We start from the raw sequence: 19,984 nt of genomic DNA, 5'->3' as shown, positions 1-19,984 counted from the left end.
ATGTTCAACAACGGTCAAACATTGCGGTAACCGGCAGCGGCTTTCGCGATGCGCTTCACGGTTTTTCATGACCCGGCGCTTCCGAGCGCGAGGTCGTCGTGACAACGCCATCTACGGAAAAGTGCGCATCGAACATCGAGTCACCAGGATAGCCGCCGGCAGCCCAGTGCCAGCTCCACACGTCTTCCTGCTTGAGTGCGTACCGGGCGACCGTGGCCGGCTTGCCAAGCAACCTGCGCACATCGTCTTTTGTCATCCCCGGTCCCACCTTCGCGAAATTCTCCGCAGTGAGCGCCTGTGTAATGGCGACCATCGTGCCATCGGGCGCGAACTCGACCATATACGTTTTCGTGCCGTTGGGACCGCGCGGGTATTCAAACCGTTGCGACCCGTCGTCGTTTTGCCAGACAATCTCTGGCTTGCCAGCCTGACGACGTACATCATCGATCGTCGACACACCCGGTTGCAGATTGCCGAACGCCATCGCATCCGGCTTGATCGCGTTGACCGTATCTGCCACCTTCTGCTCGTCGCATCCGGCCAGCAGCCCGCCGGTCACACAGGCCATAAGCAATATCGCGAAGCGTATCCACATGTTCATTTCGTTCTCGTCCAGATTTAGGCTAGAACTGCGTGTCGGCGCGGCACCCGCCAAACGCTGCACCATAGGTCGCCGATGCGCCGCAGCCGAACAGGCCGCAGCCGGCGAGCAGTGACGACGCGACAGCGATGGATCCATGGGGCACCACGACGGCGGATATCCATCTGTTACACGCGAGCGAGACGGCGCTTCAGCAAAGTGGGCTGCGTGCGCAGTCTGGACAGCCGTGGAGTCTGCGGCAGGAGGAGATCGTGGATATCGAAGCGGAGCTCGCGTTGCATGACCGGCAACTGCATTCGATATGCGCGCATCAATATCAGGCAGCGTGGGCCGGGCTGCAGCATTTTGTGAGCAGCGATGCCCAGTCGCCGCTTCCGGCACGCCAGCCTTTGTGACGATCGACCGCCAGCGGCGCTCGTGCAGCAACGGCAAACGAAGCAAAAACGTCAATTCGCACACGGACCGCGGTCATGGGGGCGACGACGTTTTCCTGCCCCGATATCGCACATTTCTAAAGTTAGAACAGCCTTTTTGCGACGGGTATCGGGTAGCTATCCGCGAGAACTTGGATAAAATTTCAGTTCCCGAGCCATTAGCCGGCGCTCCCGCACGATCGAAGGGTGCGTGCAACACAGGCCTATCGGGCCGAGCGATGCAATGCGACGTCGGCATCGGAGGCCCATCCTGCAGCGACTCTGACGGCCGCGCGGCGAGCAGCTGCCACGACATCTCCGTTGTGAACCTTTTCGAATACTGGCGCTTCCTGCATCCCTCCTTCGGCACCGATCTCGCCGTCATGAGGGCGCGTAAAGGAGATACCGGTGGCTATCAGCAGACGCATGCAGTCAGTGTCTCGATTGATGAAATCCAGGTCCTTGAGGTCGTGCGGTACGTTCCCGTTCTCGTCCGCGAAAGCGCCGATACCAGCGCGCAGATTCAACTCTTGGTCGTTCAATTTCTTTCCTCTTTTGTTTTAAAAATAGCGGTAATTATTCGAACATCTGCTGGCATTGCTTCCTGTTGGCTTTAACGCTTCCAGGTGGGTCGCTTTGACCGTGGGGCCCGATGCACCTTCGACTAACTGGTTTGTGCTGGCACAAAGGTCGTCGCGTCCCGAGCGATCATCCGATCGATGATGCTTGCGACGGCCCCATCTAGCACCACGCCCGCCGCTATAGCCCTGTCGAGCGTCTCCTTAAGCAGGCGTGGGGAAATCGTGCTATCGCCCAGGATCTGATAAAGATCGAGTAATTGCGTCAGAAGACTTCGAGTCTTCCGGCGGGCTTTCCAGCGAGCGGGGAACGTTACCAGGCTCCAAAACACACTGAGCACCCACAACCCTGCTATCGACCAGCCGACGATCATATGCCCGTTGCTGATTGCCCAAATGGAAAGTACCGGTGGTACCACGTAACCAAGGGCAAAGCCGGTCAACCGGAACAGTGTCAATAGAAGGAAATATTTTACTGGCTTTCCGTCGGCTAAAGCAGCAGCCACGCTCGTACCAGTTCCGGCTTTGGTATTGATAACGTGATATCCAAAGGCATCGAGTTCCGCGAAAACGATCGCATCCAGCAGCAGCCAGTCGAAGTAATTGCAGCGGATGTCGGGATGGCTCAGGTACTCGGCGGCGACGCTCAGTAGCGCCTCTTTGTCGATGCTGAGCCCACGTTTGGAATCGTTTGCCCGGAGAATGTTAAAACGTTGATGCAGCCAGTAGAACAGTGGCCCTTCTGCATCCGCGGCGTGCAGCGCGTACGAGTTGTCATGCAGGGCCTCGAACAGTTGCTCCGTGAGCCGCATCGCGAGTGCGCATCCTCTTCCGAATTCGGCCGGAGGGCATCGGTTTCTATCTGCATTCGCCTTCAGGGCAGGAAGAATTCTTCCTGCCCACACAGGTGCGATAAGCCTGTAGAGGTTGTCAGGTAACCGTTGCTCCCAGTCCGCGTTGAGCGATTCAGCGATTTCGTCCGTCTCGTTGTTATGCATTCGCGTTTCCTTCATGATGAAGTCGCAGCGGACAATCCCGGTGCCGCCATCACGACGAGGGTGCCTCTGCCTTAGCACCCTCGTCGTGATCATGCCGACTGAGGCAATGAAGACCTGGCCAATGCCTTTTCAACGTTGCCGAGGAGGCTAAGGAGCTGCTGCCTCGGCTTGCAGTCCGCGTACCCCTGGTTTAGCAACGCGGCAATCCGACGGATCGATTCAAGCTGGTTGACGCGATCGACCATCGGCTCGCGATGGGTACCATAGTAGGCGTCACCGAACTGTTCGTCCGTCATCTCCTCACCTGGGTATTCCATCTGCAACCAGTCGTCGAGCGTCGTCCGGATACGCATGATGGCCTTACGCTGCGGTCCCGGGAAGCGGTCGTTATCGAGCGCGTGCAGGAGTGGACCCACCGTCAGGTGCATGTCGAGCGGCATCCGCTTCGCTGGGCGCCACCGTGACTCCACTCCGCCGCTACGTGCCCCGTAGGGCAGAGCGCCATTGCGCTCGACGCCGCGGGGTGCTGGCATGGGCCGTGACCGTCGAGCCGTACCTGCGGCTTGCCGGGTAGGGCTCACAAACTGCGACCAATATGAGGCCGACTCGCCATCCCATACCGGCTCCCTCAGTTCGGCCTGCAGTTGGGCAAGCTGCGTCAGCAGCCGGTTCGCGAGCGTGGGGTCGTCGCAGAAGACATAGGGTACGGTCGCCCCGGGATTGTGAATGCCTTCCCATTTTGGGGCGATCATCTCAACCCCGTGGCCTGAGACCCAGTTCTGGCGCTGCTTAACGTTGACGTGAGGATACGGCTCGTCCAGGTACACCCAAGCTTCGGTGTCACTGTCGATCCAGTTGGATACGTGATCCTTGCCGGGCAGGTCCCGGAAAATATTGAAGGGCCGGTTTTGCGTTTGCGTCGTCGTTGGCCTGAGACCGGTCACAGCCATAAAGCGCAGAGTACGCGCTGCGGCGAAAAGGACGTCGCGCGCGAGCTCCTGACTATCGACATCTGTTTTGCGTTCGAGATGGTCCGCCGATTCGAGCCGAAACCAGCCGAGATTCCTCGCAGAGCTCACCTGATGGCGCGCAATAATATGCGTCAACGGCTTCGGGAGCTGAATCGAGAGGGTCTCGCGTCCGGCACCTTCCTGGCCGGCCCAATAGGCTGTCAGGTAGACCGCGTGGGACGTCGGTGACTGTCGCGCCATCTGGTCCTGCGCATGCCGGATATTCTGGTACCCTGCGGCGCGGGACGCCTCATCAAGGGCAAGATGGTGGGGAATGGCGCGCTCGCGCTTGATGGTTTTGGCGAGGCGCTTGATGCCGTCCAGTGTGGACGGTCGTGCAGTGATGCTGGACATGACGATTCTCCGACCCTGCTGCAGCGTTACCCGTCCACCGCTACGTTCCAGGGCCAAAGAAGGCCATGGAAAAAGTACATCGGGCAGTGCCGTTTCCAGCTTTGCAAAGACGGGTAGCAGGCGCCTGCCGGGCGCGCGTGCATATCATAGCGCCTCCGGGGCGGGCGCGCCACTCTCAAGCCATGCGCTTCATGAAGAGCTCCGGCTGCTCCGGTCTGTCGTGTCGCCGCGTGCCGCGGCATCGGCTGCCTCGTCCGATAGGGCATCAGGGTTCGGCGCCTGCCACATCACATACAGCGTGTTGACCGGCCCTTGCCCGTGTTCGTAACCATAGAACATTTCGCTTCCACCCAACGCAACGCTGTACGGTGGCGCCGGGAATCCGGCGGCATCGTGAGTCATGTCTCGCCTCGGTAGAGACCGACGCTGCGGCGCGTCCGCGTGGACTTTTTCGACATGTTTGTAAATGTCGTCGCGGTTCGACATGAAGTGCTGGCCACTGTCGTCCGATGGAAACGCCACTGCTGCCATGTTGTTGTCCAGCGCGATATGCTGGGCCACTTTCAGGAACGATTGCACGACCGACTCGGCATCGTAGCGCACGTCCGTGCCGTCGACCGTGTTAATCGCGCGCATGACCAGCGTTGTGCGATGCGGGTCGATCGCCTCGATGCGCTCGACGTAGAGCATCGCCATGCCCACCAGCCGCTTGGTCAACGGATCGAACACCACCAGATGTGACTGCCGCTCCTCGCGCCACATACGCACGTTGTTCGCCGAGCAGAGCCTGGTCGCTACCTTGGCGAAGTACGCAGCTGGGTGCTTCGACACGAACGCAACGTATTCGGCTTCGCTTTCCCTCCCCGACGGACGGCCTTCGAAGGCGCTAAGCTGGCGGTGGGTCCATGCCCCGTGGATGCCACGTACCTTGTCCGCAATGTCTCCAAGCACTGCGACCATCCGCTCGCGGGGCAGCATCCGGTTGTCAGTGCCTGGAGATCCTGCGAGGCGCGTGGCCAACTTTCCGGCCGCTTCGTCGCTCAAGCTCCCGGCGATTCCTGTGCCCTGCTCCCTGATTGCGTCGGGCAGCCCTATGTCAAAAAAGGCCGCCATGCGCTCCGCTGCGGCGTAACGCTGGTCAACGTCGCTCGTCTGTGCTTCCAGCGTTTCGACATCGTTAAGCAGCGCCTCTGTTACCTCAACATCAAGGACACCGAGGAGTACACCGAGGTGCCGGTAAAACGTCTGCGGGCTTGCCGAGGGGTCGCCCAGTTGTTTCGGTGACAATCCCTGGCACGCGTTGAGCACGTTGCCTTCGGCCTCCCGGCGAAAGGTCACGCCGTATTCGATCGCGTCGCGGATCGCACCCAGTCCTCCCGAATCGATCCGGCCTTTCAGTACAACCGGCCTGCGTCGCCACACCATCGCGTAGCGGTCGCGTCGCACGAGTGAATCGAGATGATTTTCGAGTCCTGCTACACCTGACCATCGCGAATCCGCTTCGCGCAGCTCGACGCCGTAGACGGCCTCAATCGCGTCAGCCTGAAGCTGCGAAAGTGTTGTGGTGGATGGCCCCTGCCCTTTCAGGAGCGATTCCACTTCCAGACGGAACGCGACGAGCTGTCGTTCGTATTCGTGCTCGCCGGTCAGGTACGCGGTGATCAGGCTGGTGGCCAGCATGCCTCCGGTCGCATCCAGTTGCCGTCTCAGGCCCGGGAGGATGCGGGCATGGATGCCGGGTTCCAGCGTCTGCCAATGCTGCCAGTATGCGTGGCGCGCTTCCTCGTCCAGTACGTCGATCGGGCTGCCGAGCAACCTGTAACGCTCGTCCCACATGGCCGAGCCCAGCGCGCCAAGGTTGCCGCCTACAAACGAAAAGTTTCCGCGGCTCGACGCATCGTCGACGAGCAATCGCGGCACGGGTTCTCGCCAGTTGACTCCTGCGAGGTGCTCGATGCCGCGCGATTTCTGACGCCACGCGCGCAATGCGTGCACGGTCCGTAGTCCGCGCGCCTCGACTGCGTATTCCAGCAGGCTGCGATCGATCTGGGCCAGTGGCCGGATTTCGTCGAACGCCGCGCGATCGGACACCGGCAGGATCGAGACGAGATACTCGAGCGCATTGATACGCTTCGCCCCGATGTTTCGCATCCACGCGGCGACTGCTTCGGGTTGTTTGGCTGCGTTGCGCAACCCCCGATACATCGTCAGCAGTCGGTCCAGATCGCGCGCCGACGTCCCGTTCGCATACAGATCCTGAAACGCGAGCACGCCGGCTGACATGCCGAATCCATATTGCGCGAGCGTCCGGAGATGGTCAGCCAGATCATCGTCGGTGCGTTGCGTCACGTAGACACGGCATGCCGCGAGTTCACCAAAACCGAGTGAGTGCGGCGCCGAGCACAGCAGCTCGATTGACCGGCGCGGATCGCGATTACGCTCGGCCATCTGCAGAAGAAGCGATTGCAGGCCAGAAAGCTCCTCAAGCGTTGCGCCACGAGTGCGCAGTTCGCGCACCGTCTCTTCGACAGGCAGTTTTTCTTCTTCCAGGATTCGGGTGAACAGGCGCCACTGCTGCGGATCCTTTGCACCGATCACGTCAATCACGAAATCCCAGTTATCCGGATGCGCGCGCCAGAGCCACTCGTCCAGCGCCGCGAAGAGTTGCGCCACATCGACGTGCTGACGGGCGGACAGCGTTCTCACCGTTCGATCGAGGCGCGCCGGATCGCAGCGCCGCCAGCACCCGAGCACCTTCAGTGTCTCCTGGCGGGGCACGCCAAGCTCCAGCAGGCGACCAATGGTCTTCGGGCCGTCGTCATCCCAATTGACGTCCCAGTTGTGGCCCTCGTTCCGTTCGCGCCAGGGTTCAAGCCAGTGCAGTTCGTCGACCGATCGGATGACACGCATACCAATCAGCACGGCGAGCTTTTCCGGTGGGAAGCTACGCCAGATTCCGCAGAACACCGCATGCAGTTGTTCGGAAGTGGTGATTCCAAGATGCCACGCATTGCGCGCGGTCACCGCGTCGAAGTACTGCAAGTCGTCGAGTACGGCCTGACTGCGTGGTGCCGTGAAATGGCGTGCAATGAAGTCCAGTCCTTCGCCGTAGTAGGGCTTTTTCATGCATGCAGGACCGGCAAGCCGCTCAAAGACCAGTTCACGTCCTTCGGGTGTACCTACGGAGCGAAGGCGGCCTGTTGCCAAGCGGAGCGCCAGTGCCGGAAAGAACGCCGTCACAAGGAATAAGCCGATCTTGGAGGGCCACGAAAGCCGCACCGGCACGTGATCGGGAATCCGCAGCGCGCGTCGGGCAAAGTCCGCATTGGGTGATTGCGGCGCGCTCAGCTCGTCAACACTGCTCGCGACCGATTCGCGAAACGCCTTGATGATCCGACGGCCATACGCAAGCCCACGTCGTGGGCTCTCCTCGTATCCATACAGACGCCGCGACGAATCCGAGCGCCGTTCCTCGAGCCTCCACCTCGCGTACTCCGTCTCCAGCTGCCGCTGGCGAAAAGCGCGATACGCGTTTCTCTCGTCCGGAGATGGAGTACCGGTCGACTGGGGGCCGGAATTGTGCGTCGAGGTTATGGGCATAGGCTGGTCTCGCTATAGGGTCAGAACCACAGAATACCAAGTGAACTGCATCTCGCGCGGTTTGGCCGCAAAACCCGAGGGCGTGCAACGGCTTCACATTTTTTCAAGATAAGCGCTACACTAGACACTGTATATACGTACAGTATTCTAACTCCATGAACGCCCTGCCGCGACACCCCGAAGACATCCATCCCGCGCTCTGGCGTGCCTCGCAGCTGGCCGCCGGCTTCGATCGGGTGGTGTCGTGCGGCCACACCGTGCTGGGCGCCGAACTGCCGGGCGGCGGCTGGCCCGCGGGCGCGCTCACTGAGCTGCTTACCCCGCAGCCCGGTTGCGGGGAGCTGCGTCTTCTGCAGCCCGCACTGGCGACTGTCGCGTCCCGTCCATTGCTCATGCTGCAGCCACCGCACCGGCTACAACCGGCCGGACTGGCGTGGCTGGGCATTCCCGCGGCGCGGGCCTGCGCACTGCACGCGCCACGCACGGCTGACGCGCTGTGGGCCGCCGAGCAGATCCTGCGTGCCGGCACTTGCGGCGCCCTGCTCTTCTGGCAGACCGAAGTCCGACAGGACGCGCTGCGGCGGCTGCATCTGGCCGCGCAGGCCTCGGACACCCTGCTGTTCCTGTTTCGCCCGCTCGCTGCTGCCCAGTCGACGTCGCCGGCGCCGCTGCGGCTCGCACTGCGCGCGGCCAGGGGCGGCCTTGAAGTGACGTTCGTCAAACGCCGCGGACCGCAGCGCGACGAGCCAGTTTTCGTTTCTCTTGTGCCTTCACCTGTCCTGTTGAGCCGATATGCAACTCTGGATCGGCGTACATCTGCCGCACCTCGCCCTCGAGTCGTTTCTCCCGCGCTGGTCGACGCCACGCAATGAGGCGGGGTTCGTCGTGCTGGAAAAGGACCGCGTTGTTGCACTCGACCGCGTGGCGCGTTCGGCCGGCATCGTGGCCGGCATGCGCCGCGGTGGCGTGTTGACACTCGCCCCCGACGCTGTCATCCGGGAGCGTGATCCCAGCCGTGAAGCGGAGCTTGTTCGGGGCGTCGCGTTCGCCCTGCTGCAGTTCACCCCTCACGTGGTGCTGGCCGAAGAATCGGTCGTGCTCGCCGACGTTTCGGCGAGCCTGCGGCTCTTCGGCGGCATTCGACTGCTACGCCGGCACGCGCGCAAGACGGCGATCGCGTTTGGCGTAACGGTGACACTTGCTGTCGCACCAACAGGCCAGGCCGCGTGGCTCTTTGCCCGGTCATCGGGTGGCATCGCGCTTTCACTGCAATCCGTCGATCGCGCGCTGCGTCGCGTGCCGTTACCAGCCTTGCCGCCAGCGCGCCCCTACGTCGAATGGTTCGACGGCCTGGGATGCGAAACGGTGGACGATGTCCGGCGACTCCCCCGTGCCGGCCTCAAGAAACGCTGCGGCACGGCGCTGCTGGATGCGCTCGATCGCGCAACCGGCGCGGCACCGGAAGCGTACGAATGGCTGGAGATGCCGCCCGCCTTCAGCGCGCGGCTCGAACTGCCCGACCGGATCGAGCACGCGGAGGCCGTGCTGTTCGCGGCGCGGCGGCTGACCCTGCAGATGACCGGCTGGCTGTCGGCGCGGCAGCTGGCGATCGCGCGGTTTGTGCTTGAGCTCGAGCATGAGCGCGGCCGTGCGGCGGTGCCGCCGACTGCGATCGAGATTGCCCTCGCGGAACCGACCTCGCGCGAAGCGCATCTCGTGCGTCTTCTGAAAGAACGGCTTGGCCGTGTCGAACTGGCCGCGCCGGTCATCGCCGTTCGGCTTGACGCGAAGGACGTTCGCGAAGCCGACGCACCCAGCGAGACGCTGTTTCCGGAACCGGGTGGTTCGCCGCAGGATCACGCGCGTCTGATGGAGCTGCTCGTCGCCCGGCTCGGCACGCAGAATGTGACCATGGCGGCACCGGTCGCCGACCACCGCCCCGAAGTCGCCGCACGCTGGATTCCCATCGGCGAAACCGTCAAGCCCTTGTTGCCGCCGCCAGACCTTCCGCGACCCACCTGGCTTCTGGACAATCCAGTACAGCTCATCATGCGCGGCCACCGTCCGTTCTACGGTACGCCGCTGCGCATGGTCTCGCCGGGCGAGCGGATTGAGTGCGGCTGGCAGGACGGCCACTTGGTAACACGGGACTACTTTGTCGCCGAGTCCGAGGGCGCCATCCACTATTGGGTCTTCAGGGAACGCACGGGCACGCGTGAGGAGCGCGAGCCGCGCTGGTTCCTGCATGGCCTGTTCGGGTGATCGCACATGGCGCCGACCTACGGCGCACTGCCCGACTATGCGGAGCTTCAGTGCGCGTCCAACTTTTCCTTTCTGCACGGCGCATCGCACGCCGAGGATCTCGCCGCTCGCGCCGCACAGCTCGGGTATGCCGCGCTGGCTGTCACGGACGAATGCTCGCTTGCCGGCGTCGTGCGCGCGCACGTCGAGGCGAAGAAAGCCGGGCTGCCGTTCATCGTCGGGTCGCACTTCCAGTTGACAAACGCCGACGGGACCCGTGCCCTGTCATTCACCGCGCTGGCGATGACACGCGAAGGCTACGGAAACCTGTCCGAGCTGATCACGCTCGGCCGCATGCGGGCGCACAAGGGCAGCTACCGGCTCGCGCCGTTGGATCTCGCGCACCCCGAGAAGCCCCTTGGGCACCTGCGGGGGTTGCCCGACTGCGTCGCGATCCTGTCACCGGACTATCCTGCCGACGAAGAGAAGCTGGATACGCAGATCGAGTGGTTCGCCCAGACCTTCGGCGATCGCGCCTGGGTCGCCCTGACATTGCACGCGCGCGCGATGGACGACATCCATCGCGGCGCCGTCGAGCACGTCGCGGCGCGCCACGGCATTCCCGTTGTAGCGACCGGCGCACCTGTCATGCACGTGCGTTCGCGCAAACCGCTGCAGGACGTCCTCACCGCGATCCGGCTCTGCAAACCGGTAGCCGAATGCGGCTATGATCTCGCGCCCAACGCCGAGCAGCATCTGCGATCGCGCCTGCGGCTCGCCAACCTGTACCCACATCGCATGCTTGAGGAAACGCTACGGATTGCGCGACTGTGCACGTTTTCGCTCGACGAGCTGCGTTATGAATATCCTGACGAGCTCGTGCCCGCAGGCCATACGCCGACGAGTTACCTGCGGCAGGAAACCTACATTGGCGCGCATCGTCGCTGGCCGGAAGGCGTCCCGCATCCCGTGCAGCAGCAGATCGAGCACGAACTCGCGCTGATCGAGGAGTTGCGTTACGAGCCGTACTTCCTCACGGTCTACGACATCGTCCGGTTCGCGCGCAGTGAAGGCATCCTGTGTCAGGGGCGCGGGTCGGCGGCGAACTCGGCTGTGTGCTTTGCTCTCGGCGTAACCGAAGTGGATCCTGCACGCTCCTCGATGCTGTTCGAGCGGTTCATCAGCAGGGAGCGCGGTGAACCGCCTGATATTGACGTGGACTTCGAGCACCAGCGCCGCGAGGAGGTCGTGCAGTACATCTACCGCAAGTACGGGCGCGATCGCGCAGCATTGACGGCTGCAGTCACCACCTACCGTCCGCGCAGCGCGCTGCGTGAATCGGGCAAGGCGCTCGGTGTGGATCCGGCGATCGTTGATCGCGTGGCGAAGGCCCATCAGTGGTTCGATTCGGGCGGCGAACTGCTGAACCGTTTCGCCGAGGCCGGGCTCGATCCCGGATCGCCGCTGATCGCGCAGTGGGCGACGTTCGCCGCACTACTGGTGGGCTTTCCACGGCATCTGTCGCAGCATAGCGGTGGCTTCGTGATCAGCCGCGGCAAGCTGTCGAGGCTGGTGCCGATCGAGAACGCCGCGATGGCCGACCGCTCCATCATCCAGTGGGACAAGGACGACATTGAGGCGCTTGGCCTGCTGAAAATCGATGTGCTCGCGCTCGGCATGCTGTCGGCCATCCGCCGCGCGCTCGACATCATTGCGGACAAGCGCGGCGAGCCGTTCGAGCTGCAGGACATCCCTGCCGAAGATCCCAAAACGTACGAGATGATCTGTCGTGCCGACACGGTCGGCGTATTCCAGATCGAATCACGTGCACAGATGAGCATGCTGCCCCGCCTGCAGCCGCGCTGCTTTTACGATCTCGTGATCGAAGTGGCGATCGTGCGTCCGGGCCCGGTGCAGGGCGGCATGGTGCACCCATACCTGCGCCGGCGGCAGCGGCTGGAACCCGTTACTTATCCGAGCCCGCAGATGGAGCAGGCGCTCTCGCGCACGCTCGGTGTCCCGATCTTCCAGGAGCAGGTGATGCAGGTCGCGATGCTCGCGGCCGGCTTCACTGCCGGCGAGGCCGACCAGTTGCGGCGCGCGATGGCTGCATGGCGCCGCAAGGGCGGGCTTGAACCCTACTACGACCGCATCGTGAACGGGATGCTCGAGCGCGGCTACGAGCGCGAGTTCGCCGAAGCCATCTTCGCGCAGATCCAGGGCTTCGGTGAGTACGGTTTTCCGGAGAGCCACGCCGCGAGTTTCGCGCTGCTGGTCTACGCAAGTGCATGGCTGAAGTGCCACGAGCCGGTCGCGTTTCTCGTGGCAATGCTCAACAGTCAGCCGATGGGTTTCTATTCGCCGTCGCAGCTCGTGCAGGATGCGAAGCGCCACGGCGTGAAGGTACTGCCAGTCGACGTGACGCTGAGCACCTGGGATTCGGCGGTTGAAGGCCAGACAACCTCTTCCCCTGTGCGCCTCGGCATGTCGCTGGTACGCGGGCTGAAGGAGGAAGCCGCCGCGCGGATCGAGCTCGCGCGCGCCGTGCGGCCCTTTACCGATGTCTCCGATCTTGCACGGCGCGCGCAGCTCGATCGCAAGGACCTGCAGGCGCTCGCGGCAGCCGACGTATTGCACTCACTTGCCGGCGACCGGCGTGCAGCTCTGTGGCATGCCGTTGCTGCGGTACCCGACCGGGATCTGCTGCGCGGCGCGACCGATGACGACGCGACGCCGGTCCTCGCGCCGATGACGGAAGGTCAGGAGATCGCCAGCGATTACCGGACGCTCGGTCTGACGCTGGGTCGGCACCCGCTGGAACTGCTGCGCCCTCGCCTGCTTGCCCAGCGACTGCTGCCGGCGTCGACGCTGGCGGGCTTCCGGAATGGGCAGCTCGCGCGCGCCTGCGGCATCGTGACGGTCCGGCAGCGGCCCGGCACTGCGAAGGGGGTGATGTTCGTCACGCTGGAGGATGAGACGGGGCAGGTCAACGTCATCATCTGGCCGTCCCTGCTGGAAAAGCAGCGACGCGAAGCGCTCGGCTCATCACTGCTTGCAGTGTATGGTGTCTGGCAGCGGGAGGGTGAGGTTCGTCATCTCGTCGCACACCGGCTGGTCGACGCGTCCCACCTGCTTGGCTCGCTCGTCACGTCGACGCGGAACTTCCATTAGGTACTGGCGTACCATATCGGCGTACCTTCCTCCAGGGAGCGACCATGTGTTATTCGGCTCAGATCGTGGCGGACTATCGCAAGTACGTCAGGATGTTTGGCGCGCATATGAGTATTCGGGAATTCGCGCAGCTGTACTGGGAACGCGCCGAGGGAAGCAACATCAAGATTCCGAAGGCGATGGACGCCGCGTTCCTGGTTCCCGCGACGGACGACGAACGCCGGATCAAGGAAGCGATCGACAGGTTCAACGGTGAGCAGGCAACCAGGTTGGAGCAGGAACTGTTCAAACAGCGCGCGCGGCTCGCCGACGCAGAACGCACCCTGCAGAGCAAGACGACGAAGGCGGCCTCCGAGAGCAAACGGATCTCAACCAACAAGATCGAGTCGGCGCTGCGCGGGCTCGACGATCTCCGGCGCACCGAACCGAAAGACCGCGATTCGCGAATTTTCCCCGGCACCTACGCACCGGTGATGGTCATGGAGGACGGCCAGCGGGTGATCAAGCCGATGCGGTATCAGTGCCGGCCGGCGGGCAAGCCAAAGATCTATGACACAAAGTATCCCGGAACGTACAACGGTTTGAGAACGTTACTAACAGTTAGGGCCGTAAATTTCCCTTCATATCAGGCACATAAGCCAGCTAAGTCTTTTTTGGCATTTCATCGTTGACTTGTCATCTTTCAGCATTGAAAGCATCCGTGATGCAACGGGCCGCCAGGTGTCGCAGTACGGCCAGGTGCAGCAAGGGACGTTCAACAGTGCCACCTAGATCGTTGACGATCTTCAATCGTTCAGCCACGTCGAACCCAATATCGCACAGCAAGTAACACTATCAGCGGCGTAACAAAGCAAGCCGTCAGCGTGATTTTGCGAATGAGTAGCGGACCATACCCTTCTCGACGACGATCTATCACCATAGGCTTGTTGCCAATGGCGTTTAACCTTTCGGCGATCAGCGCCAGATTCGATAGAAAGCGCTGGCCGCCGGTCGCGTCAGCATCTACGACGCCGGAGCTGACGCGCACCGATACTGCGTTTCCCGACCACTCGACGCTACAGCGGAAACTCGACAGCAATAGACTCAGCGCAACGCGTAGGCTGTCATCGGCACTTATGAACTCACTTGCTGATGTCGCACCCGGTCCGTAGGCGAACACTCCTTGAGCGATCTCAAAACGAGGTGCGGAACGGAACAGCAGCGCCAGCAATGATTGACGACGCGATGTGAAACCAATATCCACGGCTCGATCTACTTTGCAAGCCATCGAAATTGTCGATAGACCCCGGAACCGAACAATCTCGGCTCCGTAGTTTCTGGCAAGAACATCAAACGGTGGAATCGCAGTCATTTTATTCGTTAGATGAACGCTGACCGCACGACTATACGCCGGAGAGCCCACCGGCGAAAAATTTGCGCCCAACTCCACAGGAACGTCTGTGTCAGCGAGCGAGGCCGTGTCGGTACGTCCGCTTTTTGCGAGCACGACCGGCTCCAGTGGGTCGAAGAACAAACCTAAACGAAATGTGCCTGCCGAACGATCCAGCTTAGCGTGCCCATCTTTTGCAACGCGGCAGAGAACGTCCGACATCAATCAGAAAATGCTGAACCCTTCAGTTTCGTTCGTGTATCGGCACCACCTGAGGGTCGCCTAACCTAGCTCGCAGCACGGCGTTCTCAGCCAGCAAAACCTCATTGATCGACGCGAGTCGACTCACATCGGAGCGGAGGCTCGCGGTCTCCTGGCGAAGGTCGCGGGTCTTATCGCGCTCTGTCTTGAGTTCCAGTCGCTTTGCGTCACGCTGTGCGCGGCTGCCGCGCCCCTGGGCGAGGCGGATTGCCTCGGCGATGTCTGGATAATGGTTGTGGATCAAGGAAGCAGAGACCCCAGCCTCCCTGGCAACGGAGGAGATACTAAGCTTCTCCACGTCGGTGTGCGCCCGGCCTCGCTGGATTCGGAACATCGCCAGACGCAGGTCCTTCTCTCGTTTGTCGGCTGGTTTCCGTTGTTTGCTCATACTGTCGTGGGCTCGTCCGAAGCATTGTGGCCCAGCGTCACCAGGACATCGCGGCAACGCTGCATGTCTCGACGAACCAGGTTTCGCCCGCCTTCACCAATGTCATCGCAGGCTAACACCTCGTGCAGATGGTCATGAAGCCCCCGATAGAGTGGCGCGTGCTGCGGCCCGATGACTGCGTTGTCGCAGCCGCTGCAACGCGTGCGCTCAAGGTCGTTACCGATACAATTGTTGTCCTCGGCCGTGCACCACGCATGACCATTGCTACGAATGGATGTGCTCTCTGCCAGGGATCGCACCATCTGTCGATGATCCTTGAAGATCGTCACGGCATGGCTGCCGCGCCACTTCGCAATATTTTCGCCATAGCCGCCGGCTAAGGCGGCTCCGGGTTGTAGCCAGCCGTCTACCACCTCTTCTTTGATATCGTCGAGTTCTATCTGGATATCGGCGTAAAGCGCTACCTCCTGCGAGGCGTTCAGAGCGTAACCCAAGGTCATGTCCATCGACCAGTGTTTGAAGTGAGAGCGCAAGTACCGAAGATCTCCGAAGTGACTACGAGCGGCATAGTTCGCAAACTTCCGGCGAAAGTGATGGCTGGCAAGGTCCCACTGCAATCCGCAGTTCCGCGTAAATGTCTTCAACGCCTTGTTCCACATTTGACCCGACATCGTGCGCACTTGGTTGCCCTTGTTCGGCGTCATCGCCAGGAAAACCGCGTTTAGGTGAAGTTGCGCCTCGGTGATCTCCGGATCCGACGGGTTCTCGGCGACACGGGTTTCGATCTCGGCCTCGATCAGGGCTCGATAGGGGGACGACCACCGCTCCATGACCTTCAGCGCAACCGCCGCTGCTTCAGGGACCATCCACTCTGTATTCCCTTCGCCTGTCTTCGTAGACTGCGAACGCATCCACCAGTAGGTATTTGTCTGGTCATCGTTATCCACGGCTTCTTCCGTGCAATAGCAAGCCCCCCTTTGTACGAAACCAAGCTCATGGTTGCGGCACCCAGAAAGGGCCGCCGCGACGATGTAGCAAGCCGTTCGCAACTCAAGCACTGCCTTGTTGAACTCGAACATGTTTGCCCATCCTCGACTCCGTACGTAGACGGCTTCGGCAGAAGTCTTTCCACCGGCGGCACGGCGGAGTATGAGGATCTCCTCACGAACATCAAGGACATCATCTGCTGCTTCAACCAACGACCACGCGCGCTGAAAGAGAGTGGTGAGCACCTCGTCAGGCATAAGCGGAGTTTTGCCTCCCCGAAATCCAGTTCCGTGGCCCGTCAAGCCGGCCAAGTGAGTAGCTGACGTACCGGGCCAGGGAAGCACGAGCATTGGATCGTCCGTGTACTGACTGAGCTCGTGGAGCGCCTCGACAGCGCCGAACAGGTGTCCGAGCGACGCTGCTTGCAGCGGCTTGCCCGCTCTGGCGGAGCCCCGCTGCCGGTGTTGTCTGCAGAAGTCGACGAACAACGCACACACGAAGGGCGTGACATCGGCCAGTCTGGTGATGTTCAATCGTCCCAGGTGCTGCAGGAATGGTTTGGCGTCGCCAAGTAGCTTTACCACCGCGCGAGACGACGGCCGCTTCTTTCCCTCGCGTCCGCGGAGTATGTAGTGCCACAAGACGGCCTTCATCGTTGCCTGCCAGCAGGTCGGTATCGGATTGAAGTCCACGTAATGTTCGGATGCCCCTTTGTTCGTGGGCTGCCCGACGAGACGCCACTTCGGGTCGCCGTATCGACTAAGGATGACGATCTGACCATTGATCTTGCGCGTCGAGATGATGGTGGTCGCGAGATTCTTGTGGGCGAGGACAGGATGGTCATCAGGCTGCTGCGCTGGTGCACGCAAGGGTACGGACTTCATGCCAGTGAGTTCAGTTCGTCAATGATGGTGGAACTTGCCCAAAAGGGATGAGGATCGAGCCGCGCACGTTCCCTGGCTGCGTTCACCTGCTCAGGCTTGAAGAGCTTTCGGCGAAGGCCAGCCTGCACGACATCCCGCTCGATCAGGCGAGGAATGTGGGCGAGATGGCGATCCCACCGGCGCTTGTCCACGCGCGGCCGCTCGCGCAAGATGCGGAAGTAAAACGAGAACAGTCGCCACAGGTCGTCACCGGTCACCGCGTAACTTCGGCAGCGAAGACAGTTCAAAAAACTCTGGCAAATATCGCCATTTCGCTTGGGAGCATACTCGCCGGCTGTGGTGTCCGAGCATCGGCCAACCGGTGTTCGCTCAGAGGCCCCGAGCGTGTTCGTCAGCAACTCCTCTACGAACAAGATACCCATAAAACGCCAGTTTTTGCGGGTCTCCTCGCTGGATCGCAAGTAATTGCGCATAGTTACGACAGCGGAATTCCCGGCTGCCGTCGCAGTGGCGACAACGTCGCCGTCCAGGATCTCGTACACTCGGTTGACGAAGGTCTTGCGCAGCCGGCTAACGTTGACCCGCATCGGATCGCCGTTATCGCCGCGCAGATCGTAAGTTTTAACCAGCTTCTTAATCGCCTCCTCGAGGGTGCCATATGTCAGTGCACTGACCCGGCGCTCACTGTCTCTGCTTCGCCGATACAGCCATACCCGATCACGAATGTCGGCCGGCGCCTCACGGCGCAAGTCAGCCGTCAGATCGACAACACGACGTATCAGTTGTGCCACTGTGGCGCGCAGTGTTGGCATGGATTCCACGATACGATTCACGGAGCTGGAAGTGCGAAGAGCCACTTTGCTTGAGGTAAAGCCTCTGCGCTTGAACACCACAAGGAATTCGATTCCCTCCTTTGGATGAGCGCGAAGGCAGTCCGTACGCATCTCCAACAGCGGGGTGGTGTTCCGGCCAGTATGCAAGGCCACGACCAGTAGGGCGTATGCCGCTAGCGTCGCTGAGGGTTCCTCGTCCGTTCCAAACAGTGGTCGCACCGCCGCTCTCACGGCAAATGTGAAGGCCCTCTTCTCAGTGACAGAGAGTGGTCGCACCCCCTTGTCATGGCGGGGCGATCCTGGAAAGGGGTTCCGGGGGAAAGTGGCTTCACTGCCGCGCTCGATCACGTGAAGTAGACCCCTTCGTCCCAACGCTTGCAGGACAGACTTCGTGTAGCTGTAAGCCGTTCGCTGCGAGTCTGTGGCGATCCCTTGGTCGCGCAGGAAAAGCAGATAGCTGTCTATCGTTTCGCGAGTGACGTCGTTGAGATGCATCGGTCGGCCGATTGCAGCACTGAGCATGGTCATGTGCGTCAAGAATTTCGCGAGACCTAGCGTGCAGTACCCCACCACGGTCGTCGGCTGGACATCGGCGTCTTGCTTGTCGAGAAAGCGTTCAATCTGCCGCTGGCATGCGTATGTGAGCGGATCAATACCGAACCCATACCAAGGTGCGAAGTCGAAGGTTCGGTGTTTGGTGGTGTTCCGACCGAACTTTACTTCGGTGCAGACCGGCGGCATCACCGCAGCGATGACGATCTCTCCCTTGGCGTCGCGCTCGTAGTCCACCTGAGGCGTTGTCAGGTCAGTCTTGGTGAAGATCTTCCGTTTGCCCATTCAATTTGTCTGCCAGATCATTAAGCTCGTCGTCATATGTCAGCACGGCGTCATCCGCCAACTCGTTGACCAAGTGCAGGTACACCATTGTGGTCTGCACCGATGCATGCCCGAGTTGTCGCTGTAGGAACACCAGAGGTTCGATTCGGTAGCGATCTCGCGATCGCTGAAGCGCGACTAAGGTATGAGTCGCGTAGGTATGGCGCAACAGATGAGTCCACGCACGAACGCGAGCACTCTCGCCAGCCTCTCTAACGATACGGTCAACACTCTTCCCATCGGCCGCGAATCGGTCGCCGAACTGGTTAAGAAATAGTGCTTTCTCGGGAAACCGGCTAAGAGACGAACGCAGGCCGCGCTCATGGATCGCATACTGGTTCAGGTCCTTCATCAGCCGACGGCCGATGTAGATCGTGCGCGGTTTGTTGCCCTTGGTCCGGATACCGTGACCATCTTCCGGGTCGAGGTGGACGCGGATGTTGCGTTCGGTTCGTCCAGCCAGGTCCGGGTCAAAGACGTAAGCGCGTGGGAAGGTCGCGAGCTCCTCTCTGCGCAGGCCCGAACCCAGGGCAAGCCGAATCAGCATGCGGTGGTGCGGGTTTGTAGCTGAAGCCAGGAGAGCCTGCACCTCCGACGAGGTGAGGTAACCGGGCAAATCTTTGTGAGCCTTCGGCATCACATCACGCACTGCCTTCGCTCCGCCGGTTCCATCAACGTGGGCGAGGAAGCCTGCGCTACGAAACACTCTCCGAGTCTCGTAGCCGAAAGGGAGGTTTTTAAGCCAACCTTTCGCGTGTGCGAACGAGTAGAATTCGCACACGTACAAGAGACGGTTGCGGACGGTGCTGCGCTTGTGACCGGCCGTTTCAAAGCAGTAGTCGCGATAGGCCGCGAGCAGCGTCTTTTGCTCCCCGCGATCGACGTCGTCCCACTCCAAATCGTGCGCCTGAAGGAAGCTGAAGTAGTCGTATAGTGCCCGTCCTACGGGTTCCCAGGATTTGCGGGAGCCGATAGAGCCACGAAGCAAGTAGTGTCGAAGGAATTCGTTGGCCTCCGTGCAACTCTCCATGCTGTCCCAAAGCAGGATCGGGAAACCGGCGTATGCCTTCCCACCGATGACGAGGTCCTTAGTAGACACGAGAAGACGCATCAGAGTTGCTTTGCCTTCAGGACCGCCGCGGAGCTTCTGAAATCAAGCTGCATCAAATGCATAACCATGTCGACTGCACCTCCACCGCCCTGATTGGTGCGCGTATCGAGGAAGCGCGGCCCTGTGCATAGGATCTCATAGTCGCGACCACTGACATTGGCATGCCAACGGGTCGAGCCGTGGCCCTGTCTAGGCTGGAATTCCGTATCCTGCTTCAGATACTCGGACACCGCACGCAAGACGACCACCGCATCCAACTCGCGCCAACGCGCGAGCGTCGAGTTATCCACAGCCCTTCGACCCATTCGT

The 19,984-nt window shown here is 61.3% G+C and carries 15 protein-coding genes and 1 pseudogene; 6 read left to right on the top strand and 10 right to left on the bottom strand.

Features of this window, described 5'->3' with window-relative positions; genetic code table 11:
* Window positions 1-55 precede the first annotated feature (55 nt).
* On the bottom strand, window positions 56-595 hold the full coding sequence (gene bamE / locus HWX91_RS39770) for an outer membrane protein assembly factor BamE domain-containing protein (protein WP_028199943.1): 540 nt from the start codon (window positions 593-595) through the stop codon (window positions 56-58).
* A gap of 134 nt (window positions 596-729) precedes the next feature.
* On the opposite strand from bamE, the gene HWX91_RS39765 reads away from it, so the two are divergent.
* Together HWX91_RS39765 and HWX91_RS39760 are read left to right on the top strand one after the other, a co-directional pair.
* Window positions 730-996, top strand: coding sequence for a hypothetical protein (locus HWX91_RS39765; protein ID WP_052660827.1), 267 nt, complete (start codon window positions 730-732; stop codon window positions 994-996).
* A 257-nt stretch (window positions 997-1,253) separates the two neighbouring features.
* On the top strand, window positions 1,254-1,631 hold the full coding sequence (locus tag HWX91_RS39760; RefSeq protein ID WP_127837875.1) for a hypothetical protein: 378 nt from the start codon (window positions 1,254-1,256) through the stop codon (window positions 1,629-1,631).
* 47 nt (window positions 1,632-1,678) lie between these two features.
* Here the strand turns inward: HWX91_RS39760 and HWX91_RS39755 are convergent, their stop codons facing one another.
* From HWX91_RS39755 to HWX91_RS39745, 3 genes are all read right to left on the bottom strand, one after another.
* A complete protein-coding gene (locus HWX91_RS39755; RefSeq protein WP_127837874.1) occupies window positions 1,679-2,590 on the bottom strand; it encodes a hypothetical protein in 912 nt (303 codons plus the stop codon).
* Window positions 2,591-2,679: 89 nt separating this feature from the next.
* Window positions 2,680-3,954, bottom strand: a complete 1,275-nt coding sequence (locus HWX91_RS39750; RefSeq protein WP_052660829.1) for a DUF5623 domain-containing protein — start codon at window positions 3,952-3,954, stop codon at window positions 2,680-2,682.
* A 189-nt stretch (window positions 3,955-4,143) separates the two neighbouring features.
* A complete protein-coding gene (locus tag HWX91_RS39745) occupies window positions 4,144-7,080 on the bottom strand; it encodes a hypothetical protein (RefSeq protein ID WP_052660830.1) in 2,937 nt (978 codons plus the stop codon).
* Between the two features lie 629 nt (window positions 7,081-7,709).
* Here HWX91_RS39745 and imuA point away from each other — a divergent pair.
* From imuA to HWX91_RS39725, 4 genes and pseudogenes are all read left to right on the top strand, one after another.
* Window positions 7,710-8,426 carry a translesion DNA synthesis-associated protein ImuA gene (gene imuA, locus HWX91_RS39740; protein ID WP_028199945.1) on the top strand — a complete coding sequence of 239 codons (717 nt, stop codon included), beginning with the start codon at window positions 7,710-7,712 and terminating at the stop codon, window positions 8,424-8,426.
* Window positions 8,347-9,816 (top strand): Y-family DNA polymerase, encoded by a 1,470-nt coding sequence (locus HWX91_RS39735; RefSeq protein ID WP_028199946.1) that lies wholly within the window; start codon window positions 8,347-8,349, stop codon window positions 9,814-9,816. The genes imuA and HWX91_RS39735 overlap by 80 nt, the downstream gene beginning before the upstream one ends.
* A gap of 6 nt (window positions 9,817-9,822) precedes the next feature.
* Window positions 9,823-12,966, top strand: a complete 3,144-nt coding sequence (locus HWX91_RS39730) for an error-prone DNA polymerase (protein ID WP_028199947.1) — start codon at window positions 9,823-9,825, stop codon at window positions 12,964-12,966.
* Window positions 12,967-13,010: 44 nt separating this feature from the next.
* Window positions 13,011-13,562, top strand: a pseudogene (locus HWX91_RS39725) (SOS response-associated peptidase family protein); the annotation flags it as partial.
* A 197-nt stretch (window positions 13,563-13,759) separates the two neighbouring features.
* Here the strand turns inward: HWX91_RS39725 and HWX91_RS39720 are convergent.
* From HWX91_RS39720 to HWX91_RS39695, 6 genes are read right to left on the bottom strand one after another with little or no spacing between them, the layout of a single operon-like run.
* The gene (locus HWX91_RS39720) at window positions 13,760-14,557 is read right to left on the bottom strand and encodes a hypothetical protein (protein WP_127837873.1); all 798 of its coding nucleotides are present in this window, start codon (window positions 14,555-14,557) and stop codon (window positions 13,760-13,762) included.
* 22 nt (window positions 14,558-14,579) lie between these two features.
* A complete protein-coding gene (locus HWX91_RS39715) occupies window positions 14,580-14,984 on the bottom strand; it encodes a hypothetical protein (protein WP_028199948.1) in 405 nt (134 codons plus the stop codon).
* Entirely contained in the window at window positions 14,981-16,855 is a 1,875-nt protein-coding gene (locus HWX91_RS39710) for a site-specific integrase (RefSeq protein WP_028199949.1), read from the bottom strand. Before HWX91_RS39710 ends, HWX91_RS39715 begins: the two co-directional genes overlap by 4 nt.
* On the bottom strand, window positions 16,852-18,525 hold the full coding sequence (locus HWX91_RS39705; protein WP_028199950.1) for a hypothetical protein: 1,674 nt from the start codon (window positions 18,523-18,525) through the stop codon (window positions 16,852-16,854). The genes HWX91_RS39710 and HWX91_RS39705 overlap by 4 nt, the downstream gene beginning before the upstream one ends.
* On the bottom strand, window positions 18,494-19,675 hold the full coding sequence (locus tag HWX91_RS39700) for a tyrosine-type recombinase/integrase (RefSeq protein ID WP_028199951.1): 1,182 nt from the start codon (window positions 19,673-19,675) through the stop codon (window positions 18,494-18,496). Before HWX91_RS39700 ends, HWX91_RS39705 begins: the two co-directional genes overlap by 32 nt.
* On the bottom strand, window positions 19,675-19,980 hold the full coding sequence (locus tag HWX91_RS39695) for a hypothetical protein (RefSeq protein WP_028199952.1): 306 nt from the start codon (window positions 19,978-19,980) through the stop codon (window positions 19,675-19,677). The genes HWX91_RS39700 and HWX91_RS39695 overlap by 1 nt, the downstream gene beginning before the upstream one ends.
* Window positions 19,981-19,984: the final 4 nt, after the last annotated feature.

Origin of the sequence: Paraburkholderia fungorum (assembly GCF_902833645.1) — a bacterium.
GTDB classification, from domain to species: Bacteria; Pseudomonadota; Gammaproteobacteria; order Burkholderiales; family Burkholderiaceae; genus Paraburkholderia; species Paraburkholderia fungorum.
This window is presented reverse-complemented; position numbering and strand designations above follow the sequence as displayed.

Bases quoted from the DNA above. Each gene is read 5' to 3' on its own strand.
- bamE (WP_028199943.1), bottom strand. From the start codon at position 595: ATGTGGATACGCTTCGCGATATTGCTTATGGCCTGTGTGACCGGCGGG.
- HWX91_RS39765 (WP_052660827.1), top strand. From the start codon at position 730: ATGGATCCATGGGGCACCACGACGGCGGATATCCATCTGTTACACGCG.
- HWX91_RS39760 (WP_127837875.1), top strand. From the start codon at position 1,254: ATGCAATGCGACGTCGGCATCGGAGGCCCATCCTGCAGCGACTCTGAC.
- HWX91_RS39755 (WP_127837874.1), bottom strand. From the start codon at position 2,590: ATGCATAACAACGAGACGGACGAAATCGCTGAATCGCTCAACGCGGAC.
- HWX91_RS39750 (WP_052660829.1), bottom strand. From the start codon at position 3,954: ATGTCCAGCATCACTGCACGACCGTCCACACTGGACGGCATCAAGCGC.
- HWX91_RS39745 (WP_052660830.1), bottom strand. From the start codon at position 7,080: ATGAAAAAGCCCTACTACGGCGAAGGACTGGACTTCATTGCACGCCAT.
- imuA (WP_028199945.1), top strand. From the start codon at position 7,710: ATGAACGCCCTGCCGCGACACCCCGAAGACATCCATCCCGCGCTCTGG.
- HWX91_RS39735 (WP_028199946.1), top strand. From the start codon at position 8,347: ATGCAACTCTGGATCGGCGTACATCTGCCGCACCTCGCCCTCGAGTCG.
- HWX91_RS39730 (WP_028199947.1), top strand. From the start codon at position 9,823: ATGGCGCCGACCTACGGCGCACTGCCCGACTATGCGGAGCTTCAGTGC.
- HWX91_RS39720 (WP_127837873.1), bottom strand. From the start codon at position 14,557: ATGTCGGACGTTCTCTGCCGCGTTGCAAAAGATGGGCACGCTAAGCTG.
- HWX91_RS39715 (WP_028199948.1), bottom strand. From the start codon at position 14,984: ATGAGCAAACAACGGAAACCAGCCGACAAACGAGAGAAGGACCTGCGT.
- HWX91_RS39710 (WP_028199949.1), bottom strand. From the start codon at position 16,855: ATGAAGTCCGTACCCTTGCGTGCACCAGCGCAGCAGCCTGATGACCAT.
- HWX91_RS39705 (WP_028199950.1), bottom strand. From the start codon at position 18,525: ATGGGCAAACGGAAGATCTTCACCAAGACTGACCTGACAACGCCTCAG.
- HWX91_RS39700 (WP_028199951.1), bottom strand. From the start codon at position 19,675: ATGCGTCTTCTCGTGTCTACTAAGGACCTCGTCATCGGTGGGAAGGCA.
- HWX91_RS39695 (WP_028199952.1), bottom strand. From the start codon at position 19,980: ATGGGTCGAAGGGCTGTGGATAACTCGACGCTCGCGCGTTGGCGCGAG.